A 24,441-nucleotide genomic window follows, 5' to 3' on the forward strand; every position below is an offset into this window, starting at 1 on the left:
CGTGCTTTATTACATTAATAACTTGATACAAGCTAGCCTCTATAATTTACTACTACCTATTTTCACATCGTCTACTAGCAGCTTTTCTTGCTGTTCCATTTCTTCCTTTGCTTTAAATATGTATTCCTTTCCATTTTTTGGAGTCGTTGCCAATCGCTTTAAACTTTGCACATCAAGATTTATAAATTTTTCAGCTTGATCGTTTGTAGCCTCTCTATCGAAACCCATAAAGTGAAGGACATCACTAGCCATTTTTACCGATGTATCCAGCGATTCTCTATAGATGTGTTCAACCCCTATATTATGCAAATCATAAGCATCGTAACGATTTTTTGCTCTAACCAATAATTTAATATGTGGATATTTCTTTTTTACTTTTTTTACAATATGAAGAACTGTATCTGGATTGTCAACAGCACAGATTAAATAATCGGCTTCTGCAATTCCTGCAGATTCAAGTAAATCCATTCTTGAGGCATCGCCATAAAATACTTCAAACCCCATTTTTCTTAAAAAATCTACTCTATTAGAATCTATGTCGAGAACCGTTGTAGGTATGCCGTGTGCCCTAAGAAACCTTCCTATAGTACTACCAAAATGACCAAACCCAATTAAGATTGTCTTATTATTTTTTTGGATGTCGTCCATCGGTCTTTTTTCAGATTCTTTTGTTCCTATTTTAGGTAAACATAAATGTTCGTTTAATATCCAAAGAATTGGAGTAAGAGTCATTGTAAGTGCGGTAACAACGAGCATGATATCAAGTTGTTTTCTTTCAAAAATATTCAGCTGGAAAGCAAAGGAAAGCAAAACAAAGGCAAATTCCCCAATTTGTGCTAAACCTACCACTAATAATAAACGCTGGTCTATTTTCAGCTTAAAAATAATTCCCACTATAAAAAGAACAATTCCTTTAATTAAAATTACAGACAGTACAAGCCCTGATATTAATAGTGGATTTTCGCCAATAACTAAAAAGTTAATAGATGCGCCAACAGCCATAAAAAACAGACCCAACAGTAAATCTTTAAAAGGATCTAACGTGCTTTCCAACTCGTGTTTAAATTCGCTGGTCGCTAAAACTACACCTCCTAAAAATGCTCCTAATGCCGGACTTAAGCCTACTAATCCCATTAAAAAGGAAATACCTACCACAATTAACAATGCCGAAGCCACCAACAATTCCCTAACCTTAGATTTGGCTACAATTCGCAGCATAGGGACAATTAAATATCTACCCGCTATAATGATTAGTATAATAGACAAAGCAATACCCAATGCTTGAAAACCTAGTGGCAAATTTTCGAGAAGATTCTCGTGAGTATTGTGGTTTCCATTCTCTACCGTAGTGGTACTTGAAACATTAGACAACAGTGGTAACACGGCTAACATTACAATAACAATGATATCCTGAAACAGTAGAATTGAAAAGGAAGAAGTACCATAAACGGTTTGCATCAACCCCTTTTCTTTGTTGGTTTGCAGCGTAATGGCAGTAGATGAGAGTGCAACGGCCATTGCAACCGTTAATGACAATTTCCATTCAATTCCGAAGCTGTACAAGACGGCAAAAGTGAGTGCCATTGTGCCAAAAACCTGGGCAGTTCCCATTCCCAAAACAAGTTTCCTCATCTGCCAAAAACTCTTGGGTTTTATTTCCAGGCCAATAATAAAAAGCATCATTACAACTCCAAATTCAGCAAACTCAAGGATATCTTCTCCTTCCTGGCCTACAAACCCCAAAACATAAGGACCAATTAAAATACCTGCCAATAAATAGCCAATAACCGAACTTAATCCGAATCGTTTGGCAATGGGAACACATAATATCGCCCCCGCTAGGAACACAATAGATTGAAAAAGGATGCTGCCGGTCATAATAAATAGTTGAGTTTGAAAATTATTTTTTACTTACTTCTTAACACCTGTTTCTTGGGTAATTGCGCACTAAGCGCGTTTTAAAAGGATATATTCTCCACTGTTTTTAAAATCCCGAACCGATTTTCCTACATAGCGTTTAAAGGTTTTGGAAAGATGACTAACATCGGTAAACCCATACTCATCGGCAATTTCTGTGAGCGTATAATCTGAATTCAAAAGACGTATTTCTACTAGTTTTAGCCTTGCTTTAATAATGTATTCTCGTAAAGGTACTCCAACCTGTTTTCTAAAAAACTCACTTACATAAGTTGGCGACATTAAAAATTCTTCGGCCAGGTGCTCTACCTTCAAAAGATCGGTTTTATGAATGTTTTCGCTTATATAGGTTAGCATTCTGGTAGCCCTGTCGTCCCTAGTTTTCTCTGAAATTTCATAGTGACTGCTCTTTTTTATATTTCTAATTAAAATTTCTAAAACACTGGTCATTAAACTAGATACTAACGAAATAGATTCTACGCCATAATTTCTGGATTCCTGTAAAATCATCGCGATAAGCCTTTTTAAATGCTGTCTATCTACATCGCCTTTAATCACATCGCCAGGCAATTGATTGTAATTTGAAAGTATGTAGGCAGCTTCACTAAACCATTCTGATCTATCTACAGAAACCCGATTAGAGTTTTTAAAAAAGGCATCTGTAAACTTTAAAAACACAAATTTTGAAGGCGATTCAATTTTAAAGGAGTGACATTTTAATGGAGGAAGCAAAAATATACTACCTTCTTTGTAGGGATGAAAATTGTAATTAATACACTGCGTCCCCGTGCCTTCCTTGATTAAAACGAGTTCGAAAAAATTATTCTTAACAGGACGTTGTTTCCATTCTAACAATTTCAACTCTTGTATTTCAAAAGGTTTGTATGCTTCTAATATTTGCATTTTAATCTAATTTGTGGCCAAATTTATTTAAAAACGAACTACACACCCAACTTCTAAGATAAAAAACCTTTAAAAATACATAAATACCCACTTTTTATACCAAAAAGCACCTGCCTATTGTATTTACTTTTGCCCTGAAAATAAGAACAACACATTAAAAAATAAAAATGAACTTAAAAGAAACATTAAACTGGAGATACACAACCAAGGAATTTGATCCAACCAAGAAAATATCAGATTCAGATATGGAGCAAGTCAAAAATTTACTTAGAATGAGCCCATCAAGTGTTAATCTTCAGCCCTGGCATTTTATTATAGCAAACACTAAGGAGGGCAAAGAACGCATAGCAAAAGGAACGCAAGGTTTTTTTCATTTTAACGAACCAAAAGTAACAAATGCTTCAGCGGTAGTTTTGTTTTGTGCAAAAACCGATGTAGATGAAGAATACATAAAACATATTGCAGATTCAGAAGATAAAAATGGTAGGTTTCCTAATGAAGAGGTTAAAAACGGGTTTTTAGGGGCTATGAAAGCTTTTTCCGATATTCATAAATACGACTTAAAAGATCTTCAACATTGGGTAGAAAAACAAGTTTACTTAAACCTTGGCAGCTTCTTGTTAGGCGTGGGAAGTTTAAATATTGATGCCACACCTATGGAAGGAATAGATGTAAAAACACTAGATGCAGAATTTGGATTAAGAGAAAAAGGATATACTGCACTGGCAGCTGTTTCTATAGGATATAGAGCAGATTCTGATTTTAATTCGACAGAGAAAACACCAAAATCTAGATTACCAGAAAGCGAAATTATTTCTGAAATATAAAAACACACTAAAAGTTTTCTATTATTGAAACAATTAGGTTTGAATTATTTTAACCGAACACTACTAGTTTCAATTATAGATACATTTGAAATGTTAGATATGTAAAACTCTATTTACAAGGAAGTACTGAGGTAAAAGCCTTGCGAATATTTTTCACAAAACCGCTACACTACTTCCTATTTAATTTGAAAATACTTGTATTGGCTGAAAAAGATAAACCAATACAAGTATTAATTATTAGTGTTAAAACAAGCCCTCAATACCTCCATCACCATCAACAGCAATTTTTTCGGCCGCCGGAGTAGCTGGTAAGCCAGGCATACGTAACATATTGCCGGCAATAGGGATAATAAACCCCGCACCTGTGGCAATTTCAAACTCTCTTATGGTTATATCAAAGTTTTTGGGACGCCCCAATTGCTTCTGATCGTCGCTAAAACTCTTCTCGGTTTTTGCAATACAGACCGGCAGGTTTCCATAGCCCATTTTTTCGTATTTCCGTAATTGCGACTTGGCCTTATCGCTTAATACAACTTTTTCGGCACCATAAATACTCTTACTGATCTTCTCCATTTTGGTGTGTACGCTATCATTATGATTGTAGGTGGGCTGAAATTTGTTTTCACAGGAATCTGCCGCCTTGATAACCGCTCCGGCCAATTCTAAACACCCATTGCCGCCATTTTCCCACCCGTGGCTCAGGGCTACTTGAATGCCTAATTGCTCACAGTGATCTTGCAAAACCTGAATTTCTGCTTCGGTATCTGTGCTAAAGGCATTTATGGAAACAACCAAAGGAACTCCAAAAGTTTTTAGACTAGCTAAATGCCCATCTAGATTAGCTAGACCTTTTTTAAGCGCCGCTACATCTTCCTGGGTAATTTCTGGCAAAGATTTGCCACCATGGTATTTTAAGGCTCTTATGGTTGCGACCACGACAATAGTTTTAGGCGAAATACCTGCCGCCCTACATTTAATATTTAAAAACTTTTCAGCCCCCAGATCAGAGCCAAATCCAGCTTCAGTTATGGTATAATCACTAAGCGACATCCCCATTTTAGTAGCTACAATAGAGTTTGTTCCTTGTGCAATATTGGCAAAAGGACCACCGTGGATAATAGCGGGATTTCCTTCTAGGGTTTGAACCAAATTTGGTTTTATGGCATCTTTCAACAGAACTGCCATGGCGTCTTCAGCATTCAAATGTTTTGCAAATACTGGCTCTCCCTTCCATGTGTCGCCTACATAAATATCACCACATCTCTCCTTTAGGTCTTCTATACTCGATGCCAAACACAAAATTGCCATAATCTCAGAGGCCGCGGTAATATTAAAACCGGTTTCCCGTGGCACACCACCAGCTTTTCCGCCAAGTGCCGTTACAATATTGCGCAAGGCACGATCATTCATATCCATACAGCGTTTCCAAACAACAGTTCTGGGGTCTATACCGAGACTTTTCGATTTGCTTTGAATGTTATTGTCTATCAGCGCTGCAAGCAGATTGTTGGCTTTTTCAATAGCGTGGAAGTCTCCCGTAAAATGTAAGTTGATATCTACCATGGGCACCACCTGGCTCCAACCTCCACCAGCGGCGCCTCCCTTAATGCCAAACACAGGGCCTAAACTGGGTTCACGTATTACCGCAACCGCTTTCTTGTTTAAAATATTTAATGCATCTACCAACCCAATGGAAGTTGTTGTCTTTCCTTCGCCCGGAGGAGTTGGCGACATTGCAGTAACTAATACAAGCTTGTTTTCTTTTACTTTCGCTTCATCAATAATATCCAAAGGAAGCTTTGCTTTATCGTTTCCGTAGTACTCTAACTTTTCTTCAGGAATTGCCAATTTTGCCGCAATTTCATTAATGTGTTTCAAGGTAACACTTTGTGCAATCTGTATTTCTGTCATAAGAGTAATGGTTTTTAAAAGTGGAATAAAATTACAGTTTCTATAAAAGAAAATATATGACGATTGTCATGGCTAAAAAAAGAGAGTTTCAATTTTTAAAATGATTGGGAAGCTTAGGGGCAGCTAACTTGGATTAATTGCTTAACTTTATAACATTCAAATCAATACGATAATTTTAGTATGCAGCTATTTTATAAAAGTATAAGAACCAAGATTTTGGTTTTCGCATTAGTGGTGGGGCTTCCGCTACAGATGTGTAGCCCTGAAAATTATGATGACTGCAACTGTGGGCCAATAGCAGGAGCGTTTTTTGACATCAAGGGTATGGAGCTGGATAATTTCAAAAAAACCGGCGAAAACTCCATTGGCATAATAGAAGAGAATGAGGCTGTTACTTATAATGAATACGCTGGCTTAGGAATTGATTATGATGTGGAGTACATAAGCCAAAACCGACCGAAAAAACCTAGTTTTTCACTTATCCAAAGTGCCTATGCCTGTTCCTGTATTTTTAATGGCGAGCGGGGCTCCAAATATGAAAAGCTTTCAAACATTACGGTGATTAGCCTTAATGATTTTGACGAATCTCATAGGGCAAATGATACCATAAACGATTTAATACTGGCAAAAGGGTTTTATCATCAAGATGATGAATACTTGCAAGACTATTTGGCTAACGATACAATAAACATTCAATATGAAGGGCTTCGGCTTATGGTAGATAGAAAACCCACTTTAAATGAAAATTACAAAGTAAAAGTGGTGGTTGAATTATCTACGGGCGAAGTTTATGAAAAAGTAAGTAATTCAATAAAAATTAGATAATGTTTTTTTATTGATTCTTTCGCGTCCCGCTCTTGGGTTGGCACAACCCGTTGTCACTATTTTTCCAAAACCCAAAATCCAATTTTACTTAAAAGCCTTTGGGCAGACCTTGTTTTTACTATGAATTAAGCTGGTAAAGCGGCGAATTCAACCATAATTTGAAGGCAGACAAGAGGTTGTTGAAAAACCCATTGGCTTATTAGTATGAAGTGCTCCATGTCTAAAACCTTACATTCTACTGGTTTTCAAATAAATATATCTGTGTTTTCCGTATAGATTAGTCATAATTCGTTAATTTAGTGAATACTAATTAATTACGAACATGGCGCATTTAGAGTTATACCGAAGGAAGCTTTTTATCATACCATTCCTATTGGTTTTTCTAGCTGTTAGTAGCTGCCAAGTTACGCTGGCTCCGGCCTATGATCAAGCTATTTTTGACGGCGTTACGGAAAACAGTGAATTGGCAATGCAATTTTTTGCCAATGTGGAGGGAGGAACTGATAACGAAAGCTTTTTTAGACGAGAACCCACTTACAACAAACTTATTGGTGCTTTTGAATCGCTGAAAATCCAAGCGCGTTCCCGGCCAATACCTGATAATAAAGCCATAGCCCGAGTTAATAAAATGCTTCGTGCTAAGGGAGATGAGGCAATAGACGATTCATACCCCAGTGCTTTTGCATTTGAACGAATTGCAGCAACTTTTAGACAGATGAAAGAATTTGATGAAGAAGATGCAATGAACCCTGAGGTGATTGCCACGCTAAAAGGGCAGGTAGAAATCTATTTAGACCAAGCTATAACTTACGAAAGCTTTTTAAAACGATAAACCCATGGATAAAAATTTTACAGAAATAGTGGGTGGTATCAAGGAAATTGCTTTCGGAATTTTAGAAGAAGATATTACTATTGTTAAGGGTTTTAGTCAACGGCAAATGGATAATTTAGCTAAACAGACTGTTATTGTACAAACCAATATTGCCAATGGAAAGTATAGCGAAAAGCAAAAAGAGTTTTTCCTCAACGAGTTAGAGCTAATGGCTCTTAATTTTGTGAATACGCTAAAAGGTGTTTTGTTGGTTACAATAGAGAAACTTTGGAATGCGCTAGTTACTTTTCTCTACAAAGTAGTTGGCGTAGTGACTTAATAGAAGGTTTATGCTACCGTTTTTATATGAAAAAATTGGCTCTATGCTGATTTGTAGCGGGTTAATTAAAGTAGAATTGTTTTGATTAACAATAAATATAGCTTTATTCTGTGTTGAATTTTGCAAATATTGATTTAAGGCGGTATGTTTTGAAGTTAAAACTGATTACAATTTATTTTCAAATTGGCTCCCGTTCCTCGGGGAAGTCTCGATAATTATCGGGAGGGGTTGAGACTTACTAAAAATATAAAACTACATTTCGTTTAACGAGATGGATGTCTTTTCTTCTAAAGCGAGGAAACTTTTACCCACTATATTCGATTAGTAGTGTCCGATTAAAATAATTAAAAAACCACTTGTTTCAACAATAGTAAGCTTTTAGAATAATATTAAAATATAACACCTTGCTATTGAGATTATAATAAAGGATAAACATTTTAAAAATATGTATAACGTAATTAACCTAATTATCAAGACTTTACAATTCTAGTCGTACGTCGTTAGTCATTTAGCGAAGCGATCGTACATCTTTGTCGGACACTAATGATATTCGATATAGAACCATTAAAAATTAGTATCGAAGCCAATTATTATTTCGTAAATTTGCAACCTCAATTTTGTCAATTATAAAAAACTACTTATGACCAATATCATTTTGTTTGGCCCTCCCGGTGCAGGAAAAGGTACTCAGGCTAACTTCCTAAAGGAAAAATACAACCTAGTACATATATCTACGGGCGACGTTTTTAGGTATAACATTAAAAACGAAACCGAGCTCGGTAATCTTGCAAAGTCCTTTATGGAGAAGGGAAAGCTGGTGCCAGATGAAATCACCATTGATATGTTGAGCAATGAACTTGACAAAAATGAAGATGCCAACGGGTTTATTTTTGACGGTTTCCCAAGGACTGAAGCACAAGCAGAGGTGCTTGGCCACCTAATGGACGATAAGAACACTAAGATTGATGCCATGGTTGCTTTAGAAGTGGACGATGAAGTTTTGGTTAAGCGAATCTTGGAAAGAGGAAAAACAAGCGGTCGTGCAGACGATGCCGATGAGAGCATTATCCGCAACCGAATAAAAGTGTATTACAACGAAACCGCCATTTTAAAGGATTACTACGATAAAAAAGATATGTACTACGGCGTTGACGGCGTTGGAAACATAGAAGAAATAACCGAAAGATTAAGTAAGGTTATTGATAACTTATAATTAAAATTCGTTCATAGAGATGGTTGCGTATTTTAAAACGCCAACTATAAACGACAAACAAGAAACAATAAAAGGTGACTGAAGGCAATTTTGTAGATTACGTAAAGATTCATGTTACTTCCGGGAAGGGAGGACAGGGCAGTAAGCACATGCGGCGGGAAAAATTCATTCCCAAAGGTGGCCCAGATGGTGGCGATGGCGGTCGCGGCGGTCACGTAATTGTAAAAGCGAACAAAAACCTTTGGACACTTTATCACCTTAAGTTTAAAAGACACTTTAGGGCTGAGCATGGCGCTTCGGGAAGCAAACAAACCAGCACAGGTGCAGACGGTGATGATGTTTATATTGAAGTGCCTTTGGGTACGGTAATCCGAAATAAGGAAACCGAGGAAATACTTTTTGAACTCACTGAAGATGGTGAAGAAAAAATAGTAGCAAAAGGAGGACGTGGCGGCCTGGGTAACACCCACTTTAAATCTGCAACCAATCAAACCCCGCGTTATTCGCAACCTGGCGAAGAAGGTGAGGAAGTTGATATTATTGTAGAGCTAAAAATTCTTGCTGATGTTGGCCTAGTCGGGTTTCCAAATGCGGGAAAATCTACCTTGCTTTCCGTAATAACCGCAGCAAAACCAAAAATTGCCAATTACGAATTCACCACCCTAAAACCTAATTTAGGAATAGTGGAGTACCGCGATTTCCAAACCTTTGTAGTAGCTGACATCCCTGGAATTATTGAAGGCGCTGCAGAAGGAAAAGGGATCGGACATCGTTTTCTGCGCCATATTGAACGAAATTCGTCGTTACTTTTCTTGGTGCCAGCAGATGCGCCAGATATTAAGGAGCAATACGATATTTTGGTAGATGAATTAAAACGCTACAACCCACAGCTTTTAGATAAAGAACGTTTGGTAGCCATCAGCAAAAGTGATATGCTAGACGCCGAACTAAAAGCCGAAATGAAAGCTGTTCTCGATAAGGAGTTTAAAGACATTCCGTATTTATTTATTTCTTCCGTGGCGCAACAAGGGCTTACTGAGCTGAAAGATAAACTCTGGAAGATGCTGAATTAACAGTTGGTTGCCGAGTGGAGTCTATTTGCGGTTACCGAGCGAAGCCAAGGTTTAAAAGATGAAAAATCAGTTTCAGCTAAATAAGAAAAATCCATGAGACTGTGCCGTATTCTTTTTCATTGCCAAAAAAACGTCTGCATTACTCTCATTCGTACCTCACTCGTCGTATGCAAGTAAAAGGCTAGCCTGAGCAAAACTTTACTAAAAATTTCTCTCGTTGCGGTGCAAACTAAAGGCTCACATTTGTTCATTCAAAATAGTTATTGTTTTAATATCGTTAAGATTAAAATTATCTGAGCGGCTGGCGCTAGTTTGCTTAACTCTCCACTCTCCCGATAGCTATCGCGGATCATTTTACGTAAACTTTTACTAGGCCAAAACAGCACTTATAAAGTTTTGATCTTTGAAAAAAATTACCCACTTGAAACAACATAGAGCTTTAAATATTCATTATATTTGAAAGAAACAGTCTTTAAAGTGATAGATTATAAAAAATATATTTCCATAGATCCAAATATTCGTTTTGGGAAGCCTTGTATAAATGGTACGCGAATTTCAGTTTATGATGTGCTAAGCTGGTTTGCCAACGGAATGACGGAAAAGGAAATTATCCAGGACTTTCCAGAATTATCCAAAGAGCAGATACAGGCCTGTCTTGCCTATGCTGCAGATAGGGAGCACAAATTGAGAGTGACCTTATGAAACTGCTTTTTGACCAAAACATTTCTTTTCGGATTGTAAAGCAAATTTTAGAAAATTTTCCTGATTCTAACCCAGTAAGAAAATTGGGTCTTGAGGATTGTTCGGATAAGGCTATCTGGGAATATGCGAAGCAAAATAGTTATACCGTAGTTACTTTTGATGCAGATTTTTATGATTTAGCAAACCTTTACGGATCTCCACCAAAAATAATCTGGTTACGCTTTGGAAACTCCACTACACTCAATATTGCGCACATCCTAAATACGAAACTTAGTGAGATTACGGACTTTATTAAAAGTTCGGATTTTGAAAGTGTTGCCTGTCTTCAATTATGATTTTAACCTTTTATAAAAACTAAAAGCAGCAATTTTACGTATTTTTAATGAAAAATTGCACGATGAAGTTATTTCCAATACTATTACTTTCTATATTCTTGGTCTCCTGCGGCGCAACCGTAACGGTAGATTATGACAAGCAGGTAGATTTCTCCAAATACACCGCTTATAACTATTACCCTACCATAGATTCTGGGCTAAACGAATTAGACGATCGCCGCATCATTAAAGCTGCAGACAGTTTGTTGCAGGCACGTGGTTTTGTAAAAAGTGAAAGTCCGCAGTTTTATATTAATTTTTATGCACGCGAAAGCCTTTCCAACTCCCGAAACACCATTGGCATTGGGATAGGCAGTGGCGGCGGCAACGTTGGTGTTGGCGTTAGTGGCGGCATTCCTATAGGTGGCAAGGTCATAGACCAACGCCTAACCATAGATTTTATAGATGTTCAAAAAGACGATCTAATCTGGCAAGCTATAGCAGACGGCGACATGAAAGAACGTGCAACGCCCCAACAGAAAGAAGCGTATTACATTTCGGTAATCCAGAAGATTTTGAACAAATACCCTCCAAGTAAATAACACATCCCAATTCCTATCGGGTAAAAATTCCAAATAAGCGCCAAGTTGCACATCCCAATTTTTAATATATGGACGTACTTATCCTCCTTCGGGGGAGATGCCGAAGGCAGAGGGGGACTGTATTTCCTGATTTTTCTTTTACCGCTGTTTACCGTTGCCCAAACCAACTACCAACAAGCCGAAACATACTTCAAACAGGAAAATTTCAGCAAGGCAAAGCCTATTTTTGAAAATCATCTAAAACAACATCCAAACGATTTAAAAACGCGTGAATACTTAGGTGATATTGCAGGATATAGCGAAGAATGGGATAAATCAATTTCATATTACAAAGCATTAGTTGAAGAGGAGCCGAGCAACGCCAATTATCATTTTAAATACGGGGGCGCCATGGGTATGAAGGCCATGTCAATCAGTAAAATTAGAGCCTTAACCTATATAAGCGATATTAAAAGTGAATTGGAGCAGGCGGCGAAACTGGATCCAAAACATATAGAAGCACGTTGGGCCTTGATAGAGTTTTACATTCAGTTACCGGGGATTTTTGGCGGTAGCGAGAATAAAGCCATCGCGTATGCCAAGGAGTTAGGAACAATTTCAAGCGTTGACGGATACCTTGCCAGCGGTTACATTGCCGAATATACTAACAGACCCAAAGATGCAGAACGGTATTATAAAAAAGCAATTGAAGTAGGTGGATCGCCACATACCTATGAAAAGCTTTCCAGCCTTTACGAAAAAAACAAGCAGCCAAAGGAAGCCTTAGCCACTACTTCAGAATCATTACAGAAACACAAACGGAATCAGCTTAATTACCAGATTGGCAAAATTGCTGCTCAGTATAATTTAGAACCAGAATATGGCATTGAATGTCTAAGCGAATACTTGGCTAATTACTCCATTAAAGACGGCGTTCCAAAGGACTGGGCGTATTTTCGCTTGGCACAGATTTATAAAAATCTCGGACAAAAAGAAATTGCACTTACATGGATAAATAAAGCTTTACTTGATCGAGCCGATTTTAAAGAAGCTCAAAAGGAAAAATCCTTGATTTTGGCAATGTAATTTTCAATTATGAATTCCAATTCTAATTGCTATCGGGAAAGGATAAGAAAAGGTATCTTTACACTATAAATGTCGCCCTGAGCGTAGTCGAAGGGCATAAACTCTTCAACTAAAATATGAGAATCCACTTTATCGCCATTGGCGGCAGCGCGATGCACAACCTAGCCTTGGCATTACATCAAAAAGGAGACACCGTTACTGGCAGTGACGACGAAATATTTGAACCTTCTAAGTCTAGATTAAACAATAAGGGTTTATTACCTGAAAAAGAAGGTTGGTTCCCTGAAAAGATTACTTCAGAAATTGATGCAGTAATTCTGGGCATGCACGCCAAAGCAGACAATCCAGAACTTCTAAAAGCAAAGGAACTCAGCTTAAAAATATACAGTTACCCTGAATTTCTCTACGAGCAATCTAAAAATAAAACCCGGGTGGTTATTGGGGGTTCGCATGGAAAAACTACCATTACATCAATGATTCTTCACGTGATGAACTATCATAAAAAAGATGTGGATTACATGGTAGGTGCTCAATTGGAGGGTTTTGACACCATGGTAAAAATAACTGATGCTAATGACTTTATGGTTATTGAAGGCGATGAATATCTGTCATCACCAATAGATAGAAGACCCAAATTTCATTTGTATAAACCCGATATCGCTTTATTAAGTGGTATTGCTTGGGATCACATCAATGTCTTTCCTACTTATGAAAACTATGTGGAGCAATTTGAAATATTCTTAACGGAAATAACCAAGAATGGCGCGATTATCTATAACGAAGAAGACACTGAAGTAAAACGTGTGGTTGAAGCAGCTACAAACCCGATAAAAAAACTTGCATACCAAACCCCAAAACACTCAATAAAAGATGGTGCCACAATTTTGGAAACGCTAGGTGGCTCAATACCTTTTGAAATCTTCGGAAAACACAACTTAAACAATTTAGAAGGCGCAAGGTATGTGTGCCAATTAATGGGCGTTGATGCCGAAGGTTTTTACGAAGCTATTGCCTCTTTTAAAGGTGCTAGTAAACGTTTGGAAAAAATTGCCGAGACGAAAACTGCTGTTGCTTTTAAGGATTATGCCCACTCTCCAAGCAAGGTAGAAGCAACGACAAAGGCTGTTAAAAATCAATACCCAGACCGAGAGTTGATTGCCTGCCTAGAGCTTCACACATATAGCAGTCTAAACCCAGAATTCTTAAAGGAATACAAGGGAGCGCTAAATGCGGCCGATAATGCTGTGGTGTTTTATTCGCCACATGCAGTTTTGATAAAACAATTGGAGGAAATAAAAGGAGAGCAAATTGAAGAAGCCTTTGACCGTGACGATTTGGTAGTTTTCACCAATCCGGCCGATTTCAAAACTTATCTTTTCACCCAGAATTATGAAAACACCAGTTTACTTTTAATGAGCAGTGGTAATTATGGAGGTTTAGATTTTGAGGAGGTAAAAGATTATGTTGAAGGCAACTAGTGTATTTTATATTCCAAAATTCTATAATATTTTTCAAGGTAGAAACTAAATTTTTGGTATTCTATTACCGACAAGTTTAAGCCGTTTTTGCACTTTACAGACGCTAATTATCCCTGAAGATAAACGGCGTTCATCCCTATTCCAAAATCATAAGTGCTAGGGTTCCAATTGGTATTTGAGGTAGATTGAATTGTTTTCCCTGTGTTATAATAAACAAAAGCATCCATTCCATCGTCAGTATTGGGAATGCGCCAAGTTACTTTCTTTGCCCTTGAAATTTTTAAATAAGTATCAGCGCACATAATTAAACTGGGGTTCTTAACTTCTAAAAAGCAAGCATCCGAAAACGCTAAGTTTAATATCTTGTTTTCAACATCAAAAGTTATCCCTTTCAATTGATGTCTTTTGCTAAGTAAGCTGTTGTTAGTATCGCCCCAGATTGCCAAAGTACCTTCGTTAAACGGCAAGACGCTATCTGCAAAATTACTGGTGAGTTCGTTCGGGGTCAGTTTTAAAACACCACTTCCCGGAATCGGCTCCAATTCATCAAGCTCGTACGAGGCCCTAGAACCGGTCATTGTGGCCAAAACACCTTGGCTCCGCCCCATATTAAAAACCATTCTTCCAAAATAAATACCTAACAATAAGCTAGCAAGAGCAGCAATATAATTAAATGGCGATGGCACCTGTGAATAAAACACAACTGCGATTATACAAAACCCTAAAAATGCCAAACTCGCTTGAAAAAATGCAATTGGGGTTCGAAGTATTTTCATAGCCGCACAGGTTTTAGTGTTAAAGCTTTAAATATAGTATAATTATTGAAATTTCAACTTTCTTAAAGCGTACAAAAACAAACCTATTAACTAAAAACCATACTATAAGGACGCTTTATTTTTTCCTGAAGCTCCTGAATGCTCATCAACCTAACTTTTCTTAAAAACTCTTTCCCTTCAAAGAACACCAATAAGGTTGGGGCAGAAAAAACACTGTATTCACCAGAAATATCTGGAGATTTATCGATTTCGATATGAATAAACTTTACCGCTGGAAAGGCTTCAGAAAAAAGTTGGGCAACTTTGGGATACAAAGCGTGACAAACCCCACAATTAGGAGCAGAAAAGTACACAGCCACAGCAGGTTCCAATTCAACACATTTGTTCAGTGAATCAACATCCATTGTCTTAACTGTATTAAGAAGTTTCCATTTTTATAAAACTATTTGTTTTACGAAGCATCATTCGCTTCGTCTTTTGCATTCATTCTTACAAAATTATACACCCCTTTTCCTTCTGCAATCAAGGTGTCATTTTGAAAAGCCTTCATCCGTGCAACCAGTATTCTATTACCAAACCTGATAATTTTACCTTCCACCATAATCTCTTCCGGTTCGGCTCCACGAAGATAATCTACCCTTAAATCAATAGTTGAAATTTTATCTTCAAGCGAAGTAAAATGTGTTGCGCCAATTACACCGCCCACAGAATCCATAACGGTAGCAATAACGCCGCCGTGCCATCTGTTGTTTCTAAAATCACCAACTATTTCTTTTCTGAAAGGCACAACTATCCTGACAAAGTTTTTTTCGAGCAATACAATTTTCAACCCCAAAAATTTATGCATTGGGATGCTTTTCTCAAAAGTTGTTTTTATAAGTTCTATATTATCTTGAAGCATTTTTTATTGTTTTTCTGCCTTAAATTTGAGTGTATTAACACACCCGTAAAGACCTCTATTTTTGTCAAATGTAGCAAGAATGCAGCAATATCTAAAGCAGGTGATGTACGTTTAAATAGCATTATACTCTTCTTTGGTCAACGAATAAAAATTATGGAGCGTCCCATCATATTCAAATGTATTTCTTTTAAGAAGGCCCACTTTTTTCAATATTCTATTTGAAGCAGTATGCTCAACATCAGCAATACCAACAACTTCGTTAAAGTTCAACTTATTAAATCCGTAGTTTAATGAAGCAATTGCCGTTTCTGAAGCGTATCCCCTTCCCCATCGTTTTTTTAGAAATCGATACCCAAGGTCATAATATCCTGTTCTTCCATTAACAACTTCCGTAATTAGTTTAAATCCGCTCCAACCAACAAAGTCGCCGCTTTCCTTTTCCACTACCGCCCATCTGCCAATTCCGTGTTCTTTGTATTGTTTTTGAACAGCTGCTATATAGCCTTTGGCTTCGTCTAGGCTAGCAATAGGATTATTTCCTAAGTAAGTATGTACATCGGCATCAGAGTCCATCTCAAACATTGCTTCGGCATCTTCCTGCATTAAATCACGCATTAGTAACCGCTCCGTTTCAATATGAATTTTCATTTAGTTGTTTTTTCGATTCTATATTTCAGCTTAAAAAAAGATAAGCAGGAGGCTAAAATATAAAAAGGATGTGCAATTTAACTTATAACACATATCAATTAAACGCAAACTGAGAAAAATAAAAATTCCAAGTTGTACATTTATCAAAAGTATTCTCTTGAGCGGAGTTGAAGTATCGAAATACCTATCTTTGCAAAATATAAAAAAAGTAATACCAATCGCTAATTAGCAATACCCTATGAACTACTTCTCCACCAACTTTACACTCGGCATTCTCGGCGGCGGACAATTGGGCAAGATGATGCTCTATGAAACCCGAAAATGGGACATTCGCACCCATGTTCTCGACCCCAGTGCCGAAGCTCCTTGCCGAATTGCAACAGACTATTTTGAAAAAGGAGATTTAATGGATTTTGATACCGTTTATAATTTCGGAAAAAAGGTAGATGTACTCACTTTTGAAATAGAAGGTGTAAACGTTGAAGCCTTGGAAAAGTTAGAAAATGAAGGGGTAAAAGTCTATCCCAGCGCCAAAACACTACGAAACATTCAAGATAAGGGCATTCAGAAGCAGTTTTATAAAGAGCACAAAATCCCTACATCGCCGTTTAGGGTCTATAAAGATAAAAATGAGCTAACCGAAGACGTTGTACGTAAGGAGCTTCACTTTCCTTTTGTATGGAAAAGCTGTACGGGCGGTTATGACGGAAAAGGCGTAAGCATGGTTCGCGATGCCGAAGGTATAATCCCACTTTCTGAAGGAGCTTGCATTGCCGAAAAATTGATTCCCTTTAAAAATGAACTTGCCGTTATTGTAGCTCGCAACCCTTCGGGGGAAGTAAAGACCTATCCCGTAGTAGAAATGGAGTTTCACCCCGAGGCCAATCAGGTTGAATACGTAATCTGCCCGGCTAGAATTGACGAAGCAGTAGCCAAAAAAGCACGAGCCCTAGCCACTAAGGTTTCGGAAACTTTTCAACACGTAGGTCTTTTAGCCGTAGAAATGTTTCAGACTGAAGACGATGAAATTTTAGTAAATGAAGTTGCCCCAAGGCCGCACAATTCTGGACATTATAGTATTGAAGCGAGCTATACCAACCAGTTTGAGCAACAAATAAGAGCTATTTTAGATTTACCCTTAGGAAATACCGATAGTAAAGTGGGTGGTGTAATGGTAAACTTGGTTGGCGCTGAAGGTCACACGGGCCAAGCCCATTACAAAAACATAGCAAATATATTAGCAATGGAAGGTGTTACCCCACACATTTACGGCAAAAAAGAAACCCGTCCGTTTAGGAAAATGGGCCATGTTACCATTGTAAATAAAGATTTAAATGAAGCGCGTAAGATTGCCCAAGAGGTTAAAAATACTATTGAGGTGATAGCACATCAAATATCATAACTAATAAGACCGATGAGAGTTTTATGGATGTCCAAGTAAAATTGGAAAAGGAAACAGTTTGGCTTTCTTTAAATCAAATTTCAGAATTATTCGGACGAGATACATCTATGGTTTCACAACATATATTCATCATTTTTGGGAAAGGTGAACGCAAAGGAATAAAATGAAAATCCGATAACTATTGAAAAAAGTAGCCAGTTCTAAAACTTGGAACTTGAATCTAAAACTAAAAACACATGAACAAAATAGCAATAATAATGGGAAGCACCAGCGATCTGCCTGTAATGCAGGACGCTATAGACATTTTAAAAGAATTCAACATTGAGGTGGAGGTAGATATCGTCTCAGCCCACCGAACGCCCGAAAAACTTTTTGATTATGGACAAAACGCCCATAAGCGCGGCATTTCTGCAATCATTGCCGGAGCAGGCGGCGCAGCACATTTGCCAGGGATGATCGCTTCCCTTTCACCCTTGCCGGTAATTGGCGTTCCGGTAAAATCAAGCAACTCCATTGATGGCTGGGACAGCGTTCTCTCCATCCTACAAATGCCTGGCGGTGTTCCCGTTGCAACCGTAGCCCTAAATGGCGCAAAAAATGCGGGGATTTTGGCCGCACAAATTCTTGGAGCTTCCAATAAGGAGGTTATGGAAAAAATACTAACCTATAAAGAAAGCCTTAAGACCAAAGTGGAAAAAGGCGCAGCGCAAGTACGCGGTGATCAATAATCAGTAGTTCAGTGGGCAGTGAGCAGTAATTCAGTTAGCAACTCTACTGCCGATTGTAACTAGACTAAACCCAAACGTTCTCTTCTAATTTTAAAAAACTCTACAATTAAATGAATCCCCTTTTCGAACAGTATAACACAGCACCATTTTCAAAAATAAAAAACAAGCATTTTTTACCGGCAATCAGTTCTTTGATAGAAGTAACAAAGGCCGAAATAGATAAGATTACCTCAAATGCTGAAGCGCCGAATTTCAAAAACACAGTGGAAGCTTTAGAACATACCGGCGAAAAGCTGGCAAGGGCAACAAGCATTTTCTTTAACTTAAACAGCGCCGAAACCAATGCCGAAATTCAAGCTATAGCGCAAGAAGTTTCGCCATTAATCACCGAATTTAGCAACGATATGTTACTAAACGAGGAGTTATTTAAACGAATTAAAGCTGTCTATAATCAAAAAGACAAATTAGAACTCACCGAGGAGCAAGAGATGCTGCTGGATAAAAAATACAAGTCGTTTTCAAGAAACGGTGCTAATCTTTCCGAAGAAAAGAAAGACGAGCTGCGAAAAATAGATACTGAACTCGCTAAGCTCAGCCTTACCTTTGGTGAAAACGTCTTGGCCGAAACAAACAAGTTTGAGCTTTATATAACAGATCTTGAAGACCTCTCGGGCCTTCCAGACGGAGTGATAGAAGCTGCCGAACAAACCGCCAAAGAAAATGGCAGGGAAGAAGGTTGGGTTTTTACTTTGGACTACCCCAGTTACATCCCTTTTCTTACTTATGCCGACAATAGGGAGCTACGCCGAAGAATGGCAGTTGCCTTTGGCGCTAAGGGTTTTCACAATGATAAGCTAGACAACCAGAAAAACGTATTGCAGATTGTAAATTTACGTCATAAACGTGCTGAATTGCTAGGGTATCAAAGTCATGCCCATTTTGTTCTTGAAGAGCGAATGGCCGAAACTCCTGAAAAAGTAGAAGCGTTTTTAAATGAATTGCTTGAAAAAACAAAACCCGCCGCTAAAAAAGAGTTTGAGGAATTAACAGCTTTCGCCAAGGAATTGGACAATATTGATCATCTGGAAAAGTGGGACGGGGCATATTATTCTGAAAAACTAAAACAAAAACGCTTCAACTTAGATGATGAAAAGCTCAAACCATATTTTGAACTAAAGAATGTAATTAATGGCGTTTTTACCGTTGCCAACAAACTTTACGGACTTCATTTTAAGGAAGTTCAAAATATAGACAAATACCATCCCGATGTAAAAACCTATGAAGTAAAAGACGATAAGGACAACTTGGTTGCTATCTTCTATGCCGACTTCCATCCGCGAGCTGGGAAGCGTAATGGCGCTTGGATGACGTCTTATAAACCCCAGCAAATAAAGGACGGAAAAAACGAACGTCCTCATGTTTCAATCGTTTGCAATTTCACAAAACCTACAGCGAGCAAACCTTCACTTTTAACTTTTAATGAAGTGACAACTCTTTTCCATGAATTTGGTCATGCCCTACATGGTATGTTGGCAAACACCCACTACCCTAGCCTTTCGGGAGCAAGTGTGTATTGGGACTTTGTGGAATTACCCAGTCAGATTTTAGAAAACTGGTGCTATGAAAAGGAAACACTAGAACTTTTCGCAATCCATTATCAAACGGGAGAGGTAATCCCAATGGAATACATTGAAAAAATAAAGGAATCGGCTTCTTTTCTTGAAGGAATGGCCATGTTGCGCCAACTGAGTTTTGGCATGTTAGATATGGCTTGGCACGGTCCTTCAACTTCAACAGAGCTCAAGGATCTGAAAAATAAAACCAATGTAAAGGCTATTGAAGTTGCTGCGTTTGGCGACACGCAACTTTACCCAGACGTTAAGGAGAATTGTATGAGTACATCTTTTTCGCATATATTTCAAGGCGGATATTCGGCCGGGTATTACAGCTATAAATGGGCGGAAGTTCTGGATGCCGATGCATTTGCATATTTTCAGCAAGAAGGAATTTTTAGCAAAACAGTGGCAAACAAGTTTAAAAACTTTATACTCACCCAAGGCGGAACCAAGGATCCAATGGAGCTTTATATAAAATTCCGCGGTCAAAAACCAGATCCCGAAGCACTGTTGAAACGCGCAGGCTTACTGTAATAATAGAACCAAAGGCTTTCTTGCTACCTACGCGAAAACTTCGGTAGGCAAACGAAAGCCTTTGGAACTAGAGTTTATTGAAAACAGATAATACCTCAGAATAACTTTAATATTGAACCCACTTCGGGGTTCTAGCCTAAGCGCATCACAACCCTACACTTCACTGTGATTGTGTAGGGTTATTAAAGTTAAACTCCTTCGGAGTGTTTCATATTGATTGATAATAGATAAAATAGACAATCCCAAAGGGGCTTATTGTTGATAAGCTTTAATACAAACGAAATGAAGATTTGATTCGAGGAAAAATACATCTATTTATCCTTAGCACTCAAGAGGAGTTCAATTTTTTCAATTCAAATAATTAAAAAATTATAATCTCCAAAATTGTGTTTATCCAAATACAAACTCCTGAACACCAGTTTTATAAAAAAACCTCAATACTTCAAAAATCTGTGGCAGAGAAAAAAAAACCAAAGGTTCAACCTACATCAAAATTTCAGTAGGTAAAGGATAACCTTTGGAGTTAGCTTGCATTAAAAAGCAGACTATTTCAATATAAATTTCTTCGTGAATGTGTGGCCGTTTTCCAATGCAAAATGAGCAATATAAAAACCTTGGGCAAATTGCTGAAGTTGAAGGCTTCCAGCTTCAGTATTTACTTTTTTAGTAATAATATTTTGTCCGGCAACATTGTAAATCGTTACTTCACTCACTTTTGAAGTTTTATTGTTAAGTCGGTAGTTTAAGGCCTTGTCTTTTACAAATACACTAATCGCTTTATCAGAAAAATCATTTACCGAAAGTAGTTGGGGTTTTGCAGCTTCAATCAAAAACTGAAGACCAAGTTTTGCAAATTTAACAGAATGTTCCGGTGTATTAAAAAACGAGTATCGATCTGCCGGGCTATGGATGTTTGGGTTTGAGTCGCCAAAATCCGCTTCAAATGGGAAAGCTGCATCATAGCCATTATCCGCCCAACTGGCATGGTCTGAGCAGGCATACCCACAAACGGTAGTACTATATGTAAAACTATGCGCTCCCGAGTCATTATAATGATCCATCAAAGCCATTAAATAGTCGTTTAGCGGTGTGCTGTTATAATAGTCGGTAGCAAGGTAAACATCGTTATTAGAGCCTTTATAGCCTGTCATATCAAATTGTACATAAGCTGCTACATCTACCCCGTTATCGGCGTATTCCTCGGCTATTTCGGCAGAGCCTACTAGTCCAATTTCCTCGGCGGCAAAAGCCATAACCTCAATCGTTCTGTTTGGCACAAAATCTTTAGCTAGTAACACGCGTACCATTTCATTCAGTGAAGAAATTCCCGAAGCATTATCATCGGCTCCAGGAGCATCATCTTTATCGCCAAAAGAAGTTGAGTCTATATGTCCACCAATAATAACAAACTCATCTGGTGTATTTGCACCGTCAATGGTAAGAATAACGGATGGCATAGGGGTGTTATCATGATTGTAGATTCGGGTGTGCACATCAGTTCGGCCAGCGGCCAAAATCATATCATCCCATCTTGCTTGCTGATCCATAACTGCTTGCTCGGCTTCCGATTTTGTATGATAGCGAGTACCGTAATCTTGCAACTCCAAAATATTTTCTTCAATTTTCTGCCCATCAACCAAATCTAAACACTCATTTACAAAAGCATCTTCGGTTATGGAGTAGTCTAAAACAGCATTTCGACGAGGTGCGCGGTTTAAAGCCTGGAGTGCTTTTTCTTCCGAAGCCCTAAAAATATATCCCGGGCCATGGGTTTGCACGTGATCGTGAATATGATGCGCTACTTCTTCAGTAATAAGAACTGCAGCTTGATTGGTATTGGTTGTTAGAATTTGAACCCCATCAGGGTATTGTACTTTAAACGAAGCCGCATCATCGGCATTCATAGTAGCATAAATGGAATTGCCGTTTTGAGCAATCGCAGAAACAGTAAAAAATAAAAACGTGAGTAATCCTATTGTAGCTTTTTTCATCGGGAAGTTTATAATTTAGACCGTAAAAATAAAATTTTCAATTAACATAGTCTTGAATTTTAAAAGTTTAACTATTACCGCTCTACATATTTATGTATAAATGTTAATTATCTTAGTATCTATTAGGCTAACTTCACTACTTTTGAAGTAGTTAAAAATCAAAACCTTGGAAGTTCTAAATCCAGACCGATGGGTCGATAAATATGCCGACTACCTATATAACTACACTATAGTTAGGGTGAATGACCCTGTTGTTGCCCAAGATCTTATTTCGGAAACTTTTTTAGCTGGGCTCAAATCAAAGGACAATTTTAAAGGAGAAGCAACTGAGCGAACATGGCTTATTTCAATTTTAAAGCGAAAAATAATTGATCATTATCGAAAAATTAACTCCAAAAAAGGTCGGGCTGAAGTGCACGTATCCTACAGAAGTGAAGACGCCGAAGGCGATTGGCTGGAAGAAAATGCAGCAGATCCCTTTGATAAAACCGCCGAGGATACTATGGAGAACAAGGAACTGGGCCTGGCCATATTAGAGTGCTTGGATAAACTCAGCGAAAAACATGCGGAAATTTTCAAAAGAAAAACCATTCACAATCACGATACCGAAGTTATTTGTAAAGAATTTAATATTACGGCGTCTAATTTGTGGGTAATCATTCACCGCGCACGTAAAACACTAGCCGAGTGTCTCGCAAAAAACTGGCTCAATTGAATTAAGTAACTATGAAAGTATTTTTAAAATGTGAGGAAGCAGCTAACCTATGTGACAAAAGTCAATATAAAGAAGCTGGACCTTGGGAGAAAGTCAAACTTAGCATGCACTTAATGATGTGTGGGCTATGCCGTAAATACTCCAAACAGAATGTAAAGCTCACACAAACCATAGAATCTGCTAACATAAAAACTATGTGTTCCGAAGAAAAAAAACGCCTAAAAGAAAAGCTGGAACAAGAACTAAACACTCCTTCAAGTCTTTAACCAATCAAAAAACAGATAGCAGAGCAACCAGAGTATTGGCAAGCCTTCAACCAGGAACGACGAAAAGTAGCGCTTTTGATCAGGCCTACAAATAATCAATACCAAGCCTAAGACCAGGCAAAAAATCAATAAGCTGGCAATATATGGAATTTGAGAATTCTCTTTAAAAAACTCGCACACAAAACAAAGCAAGAGAATAAACTCTCCCAAAATTTTAGTGTTACATATACCAAATTGCTGAGGTAGCGTTTTAAGGTTAAGCGAATCATATGGTACATCGCGTATTTCAAACGGCAAAATTAGCGCTACAACTATTAATATACGCTGAAAGAAAGTAAGCATGACATCGCCAGAAATCGGTGTTTTTGACGCCACAAAAGGCACAATTACACTTACTCCTGCCCAAACAAAACCAACTACAAAAATCTTAACACCTGAAAAGTTTCGCAAATTTTTATGCCTTATAAAAGGTACTGCATAAAAAAAAGTTGCCAAGCCAAACGCAGCGGTCACCCACAACACATTAATTGAAAGCCGATATGCAATTGGAAGTAGCAGGAGAAAAGCCACAGCAGAGAAAACCTGAATAACCTTTAAGGAACTAGTCAATCTTCTGTGGTGAAGTCCTGCAACTTTAGCGTACTTAACAAAGTTATAACCCGTTAAACTTCCTAGAAACACAAACGCCCATAACTCAAAAGGGATGGTTAGGTTGTATTCCATTACGGTAATTGCCAAAAGAGACAAAACAGCCAATGCTACATGAACGCTACTGTTAATGTAGAAGGCAAAACTTCGTTTTAAAAGCTCCATAAATTTAAAAGTCGCTGCTGTGTTAACAAGGTTTAAAAGTAGTTGAAAAATTATGTTTTTCAATCAATTA

At 37.9% G+C, this 24,441-nt stretch carries 25 protein-coding genes; 16 read left to right on the forward strand and 9 right to left on the reverse strand.

Features of this window, described 5'->3' with window-relative positions; genetic code table 11:
* Positions 1–39 precede the first annotated feature (39 nt).
* The gene (locus tag QPK98_RS08475; RefSeq protein ID WP_310992763.1) at positions 40–1,878 is read right to left on the reverse strand and encodes a monovalent cation:proton antiporter-2 (CPA2) family protein; all 1,839 of its coding nucleotides are present in this window, start codon (positions 1,876–1,878) and stop codon (positions 40–42) included.
* 69 nt (positions 1,879–1,947) lie between these two features.
* Positions 1,948–2,820, reverse strand: coding sequence for an AraC family transcriptional regulator (locus QPK98_RS08480; RefSeq protein ID WP_310992765.1), 873 nt, complete (start codon positions 2,818–2,820; stop codon positions 1,948–1,950).
* Positions 2,821–2,987: 167 nt separating this feature from the next.
* Here QPK98_RS08480 and nfsB point away from each other — a divergent pair, with 167 nt between their 5' ends.
* Positions 2,988–3,647, forward strand: coding sequence for an oxygen-insensitive NAD(P)H nitroreductase (gene nfsB / locus QPK98_RS08485; protein WP_310992766.1), 660 nt, complete (start codon positions 2,988–2,990; stop codon positions 3,645–3,647).
* 243 nt (positions 3,648–3,890) lie between these two features.
* Here the strand turns inward: nfsB and QPK98_RS08490 are convergent, their stop codons facing one another.
* A complete protein-coding gene (locus tag QPK98_RS08490; protein WP_310992768.1) occupies positions 3,891–5,558 on the reverse strand; it encodes a formate--tetrahydrofolate ligase in 1,668 nt (555 codons plus the stop codon).
* Between the two features lie 180 nt (positions 5,559–5,738).
* Here QPK98_RS08490 and QPK98_RS08495 point away from each other — a divergent pair, with 180 nt between their 5' ends.
* From QPK98_RS08495 to QPK98_RS08540, 10 genes are all read left to right on the forward strand, one after another.
* Positions 5,739–6,383, forward strand: coding sequence for a hypothetical protein (locus QPK98_RS08495; RefSeq protein ID WP_310992770.1), 645 nt, complete (start codon positions 5,739–5,741; stop codon positions 6,381–6,383).
* Positions 6,384–6,705: 322 nt separating this feature from the next.
* Complete coding sequence (locus QPK98_RS08500) at positions 6,706–7,215, forward strand: hypothetical protein (protein ID WP_310992772.1); 510 nt, start codon at positions 6,706–6,708, stop codon at positions 7,213–7,215.
* 4 nt (positions 7,216–7,219) lie between these two features.
* On the forward strand, positions 7,220–7,534 hold the full coding sequence (locus QPK98_RS08505; RefSeq protein WP_310992774.1) for a hypothetical protein: 315 nt from the start codon (positions 7,220–7,222) through the stop codon (positions 7,532–7,534).
* A 640-nt stretch (positions 7,535–8,174) separates the two neighbouring features.
* Positions 8,175–8,747 carry an adenylate kinase gene (locus QPK98_RS08510; RefSeq protein WP_310992775.1) on the forward strand — a complete coding sequence of 191 codons (573 nt, stop codon included), beginning with the start codon at positions 8,175–8,177 and terminating at the stop codon, positions 8,745–8,747.
* Between the two features lie 74 nt (positions 8,748–8,821).
* Positions 8,822–9,820: a GTPase ObgE gene (obgE, locus tag QPK98_RS08515; RefSeq protein ID WP_310992777.1), complete on the forward strand. Its 999-nt coding sequence runs from the start codon at positions 8,822–8,824 to the stop codon at positions 9,818–9,820.
* Between the two features lie 456 nt (positions 9,821–10,276).
* Positions 10,277–10,522, forward strand: coding sequence for a DUF433 domain-containing protein (locus QPK98_RS08520; RefSeq protein WP_310992779.1), 246 nt, complete (start codon positions 10,277–10,279; stop codon positions 10,520–10,522).
* A complete protein-coding gene (locus tag QPK98_RS08525; protein WP_310992780.1) occupies positions 10,519–10,857 on the forward strand; it encodes a DUF5615 family PIN-like protein in 339 nt (112 codons plus the stop codon). Before QPK98_RS08520 ends, QPK98_RS08525 begins: the two co-directional genes overlap by 4 nt.
* A 62-nt stretch (positions 10,858–10,919) precedes the next feature.
* The gene (locus tag QPK98_RS08530; RefSeq protein WP_310992781.1) at positions 10,920–11,438 is read left to right on the forward strand and encodes a DUF4136 domain-containing protein; all 519 of its coding nucleotides are present in this window, start codon (positions 10,920–10,922) and stop codon (positions 11,436–11,438) included.
* Between the two features lie 45 nt (positions 11,439–11,483).
* Complete coding sequence (locus QPK98_RS08535; RefSeq protein ID WP_310992782.1) at positions 11,484–12,503, forward strand: tetratricopeptide repeat protein; 1,020 nt, start codon at positions 11,484–11,486, stop codon at positions 12,501–12,503.
* Between the two features lie 116 nt (positions 12,504–12,619).
* Positions 12,620–13,981 (forward strand): UDP-N-acetylmuramate--L-alanine ligase, encoded by a 1,362-nt coding sequence (locus tag QPK98_RS08540; protein ID WP_310992784.1) that lies wholly within the window; start codon positions 12,620–12,622, stop codon positions 13,979–13,981.
* Positions 13,982–14,088: 107 nt separating this feature from the next.
* On the opposite strand, the gene QPK98_RS08545 is transcribed toward QPK98_RS08540, so the two are convergent.
* From QPK98_RS08545 to QPK98_RS08560, 4 genes are all read right to left on the reverse strand, one after another.
* Entirely contained in the window at positions 14,089–14,757 is a 669-nt protein-coding gene (locus QPK98_RS08545) for a hypothetical protein (protein ID WP_310992786.1), read from the reverse strand.
* An 86-nt stretch (positions 14,758–14,843) separates the two neighbouring features.
* Positions 14,844–15,161: a thioredoxin family protein gene (locus tag QPK98_RS08550; RefSeq protein ID WP_310992787.1), complete on the reverse strand. Its 318-nt coding sequence runs from the start codon at positions 15,159–15,161 to the stop codon at positions 14,844–14,846.
* Positions 15,162–15,208: 47 nt separating this feature from the next.
* The gene (locus QPK98_RS08555) at positions 15,209–15,658 is read right to left on the reverse strand and encodes a hotdog fold thioesterase (protein ID WP_310992788.1); all 450 of its coding nucleotides are present in this window, start codon (positions 15,656–15,658) and stop codon (positions 15,209–15,211) included.
* 111 nt (positions 15,659–15,769) lie between these two features.
* Positions 15,770–16,306: a GNAT family N-acetyltransferase gene (locus tag QPK98_RS08560; protein ID WP_310992789.1), complete on the reverse strand. Its 537-nt coding sequence runs from the start codon at positions 16,304–16,306 to the stop codon at positions 15,770–15,772.
* 238 nt (positions 16,307–16,544) lie between these two features.
* On the opposite strand from QPK98_RS08560, the gene purK reads away from it, so the two are divergent.
* The 3 genes from purK to QPK98_RS08575 all read left to right on the forward strand — a co-directional run bounded on the left by purK (position 16,545) and on the right by QPK98_RS08575 (position 20,586).
* Complete coding sequence (purK, locus tag QPK98_RS08565; protein WP_310992790.1) at positions 16,545–17,708, forward strand: 5-(carboxyamino)imidazole ribonucleotide synthase; 1,164 nt, start codon at positions 16,545–16,547, stop codon at positions 17,706–17,708.
* 236 nt (positions 17,709–17,944) lie between these two features.
* On the forward strand, positions 17,945–18,436 hold the full coding sequence (purE, locus tag QPK98_RS08570) for a 5-(carboxyamino)imidazole ribonucleotide mutase (RefSeq protein ID WP_310992791.1): 492 nt from the start codon (positions 17,945–17,947) through the stop codon (positions 18,434–18,436).
* 110 nt (positions 18,437–18,546) lie between these two features.
* Positions 18,547–20,586: a M3 family metallopeptidase gene (locus QPK98_RS08575; protein ID WP_310992792.1), complete on the forward strand. Its 2,040-nt coding sequence runs from the start codon at positions 18,547–18,549 to the stop codon at positions 20,584–20,586.
* Positions 20,587–21,131: 545 nt separating this feature from the next.
* On the opposite strand, the gene QPK98_RS08580 is transcribed toward QPK98_RS08575, so the two are convergent.
* Positions 21,132–22,577, reverse strand: coding sequence for a M20/M25/M40 family metallo-hydrolase (locus QPK98_RS08580; protein WP_310992794.1), 1,446 nt, complete (start codon positions 22,575–22,577; stop codon positions 21,132–21,134).
* A gap of 166 nt (positions 22,578–22,743) precedes the next feature.
* Here QPK98_RS08580 and QPK98_RS08585 point away from each other — a divergent pair, with 166 nt between their 5' ends.
* Positions 22,744–23,292 carry a sigma-70 family RNA polymerase sigma factor gene (locus QPK98_RS08585; RefSeq protein WP_310992795.1) on the forward strand — a complete coding sequence of 183 codons (549 nt, stop codon included), beginning with the start codon at positions 22,744–22,746 and terminating at the stop codon, positions 23,290–23,292.
* Between the two features lie 11 nt (positions 23,293–23,303).
* Complete coding sequence (locus QPK98_RS08590; protein ID WP_310992796.1) at positions 23,304–23,558, forward strand: anti-sigma factor family protein; 255 nt, start codon at positions 23,304–23,306, stop codon at positions 23,556–23,558.
* On the opposite strand, the gene QPK98_RS08595 is transcribed toward QPK98_RS08590, so the two are convergent.
* On the reverse strand, positions 23,547–24,371 hold the full coding sequence (locus QPK98_RS08595) for a UbiA prenyltransferase family protein (protein WP_310992797.1): 825 nt from the start codon (positions 24,369–24,371) through the stop codon (positions 23,547–23,549). The genes QPK98_RS08590 and QPK98_RS08595 overlap by 12 nt on opposite strands.
* Positions 24,372–24,441 lie beyond the last annotated feature (70 nt).

The organism is Aequorivita marina (assembly GCF_031631895.2).
GTDB lineage: Bacteria > Bacteroidota > Bacteroidia > Flavobacteriales > Flavobacteriaceae > Aequorivita > Aequorivita marina.

Coding starts and splice junctions, on each gene's coding strand:
- QPK98_RS08475 (WP_310992763.1), bottom strand. CDS start 1,878: ATGACCGGCAGCATCCTTTTTCAATCTATTGTGTTCCTAGCGGGGGCG.
- QPK98_RS08480 (WP_310992765.1), bottom strand. CDS start 2,820: ATGCAAATATTAGAAGCATACAAACCTTTTGAAATACAAGAGTTGAAA.
- nfsB (WP_310992766.1), top strand. CDS start 2,988: ATGAACTTAAAAGAAACATTAAACTGGAGATACACAACCAAGGAATTT.
- QPK98_RS08490 (WP_310992768.1), bottom strand. CDS start 5,558: ATGACAGAAATACAGATTGCACAAAGTGTTACCTTGAAACACATTAAT.
- QPK98_RS08495 (WP_310992770.1), top strand. CDS start 5,739: ATGCAGCTATTTTATAAAAGTATAAGAACCAAGATTTTGGTTTTCGCA.
- QPK98_RS08500 (WP_310992772.1), top strand. CDS start 6,706: ATGGCGCATTTAGAGTTATACCGAAGGAAGCTTTTTATCATACCATTC.
- QPK98_RS08505 (WP_310992774.1), top strand. CDS start 7,220: ATGGATAAAAATTTTACAGAAATAGTGGGTGGTATCAAGGAAATTGCT.
- QPK98_RS08510 (WP_310992775.1), top strand. CDS start 8,175: ATGACCAATATCATTTTGTTTGGCCCTCCCGGTGCAGGAAAAGGTACT.
- QPK98_RS08525 (WP_310992780.1), top strand. CDS start 10,519: ATGAAACTGCTTTTTGACCAAAACATTTCTTTTCGGATTGTAAAGCAA.
- QPK98_RS08530 (WP_310992781.1), top strand. CDS start 10,920: ATGAAGTTATTTCCAATACTATTACTTTCTATATTCTTGGTCTCCTGC.
- QPK98_RS08540 (WP_310992784.1), top strand. CDS start 12,620: ATGAGAATCCACTTTATCGCCATTGGCGGCAGCGCGATGCACAACCTA.
- QPK98_RS08545 (WP_310992786.1), bottom strand. CDS start 14,757: ATGAAAATACTTCGAACCCCAATTGCATTTTTTCAAGCGAGTTTGGCA.
- QPK98_RS08550 (WP_310992787.1), bottom strand. CDS start 15,161: ATGGATGTTGATTCACTGAACAAATGTGTTGAATTGGAACCTGCTGTG.
- QPK98_RS08555 (WP_310992788.1), bottom strand. CDS start 15,658: ATGCTTCAAGATAATATAGAACTTATAAAAACAACTTTTGAGAAAAGC.
- QPK98_RS08560 (WP_310992789.1), bottom strand. CDS start 16,306: ATGAAAATTCATATTGAAACGGAGCGGTTACTAATGCGTGATTTAATG.
- purK (WP_310992790.1), top strand. CDS start 16,545: ATGAACTACTTCTCCACCAACTTTACACTCGGCATTCTCGGCGGCGGA.
- purE (WP_310992791.1), top strand. CDS start 17,945: ATGAACAAAATAGCAATAATAATGGGAAGCACCAGCGATCTGCCTGTA.
- QPK98_RS08575 (WP_310992792.1), top strand. CDS start 18,547: ATGAATCCCCTTTTCGAACAGTATAACACAGCACCATTTTCAAAAATA.
- QPK98_RS08580 (WP_310992794.1), bottom strand. CDS start 22,577: ATGAAAAAAGCTACAATAGGATTACTCACGTTTTTATTTTTTACTGTT.
- QPK98_RS08590 (WP_310992796.1), top strand. CDS start 23,304: ATGAAAGTATTTTTAAAATGTGAGGAAGCAGCTAACCTATGTGACAAA.
- QPK98_RS08595 (WP_310992797.1), bottom strand. CDS start 24,371: ATGGAGCTTTTAAAACGAAGTTTTGCCTTCTACATTAACAGTAGCGTT.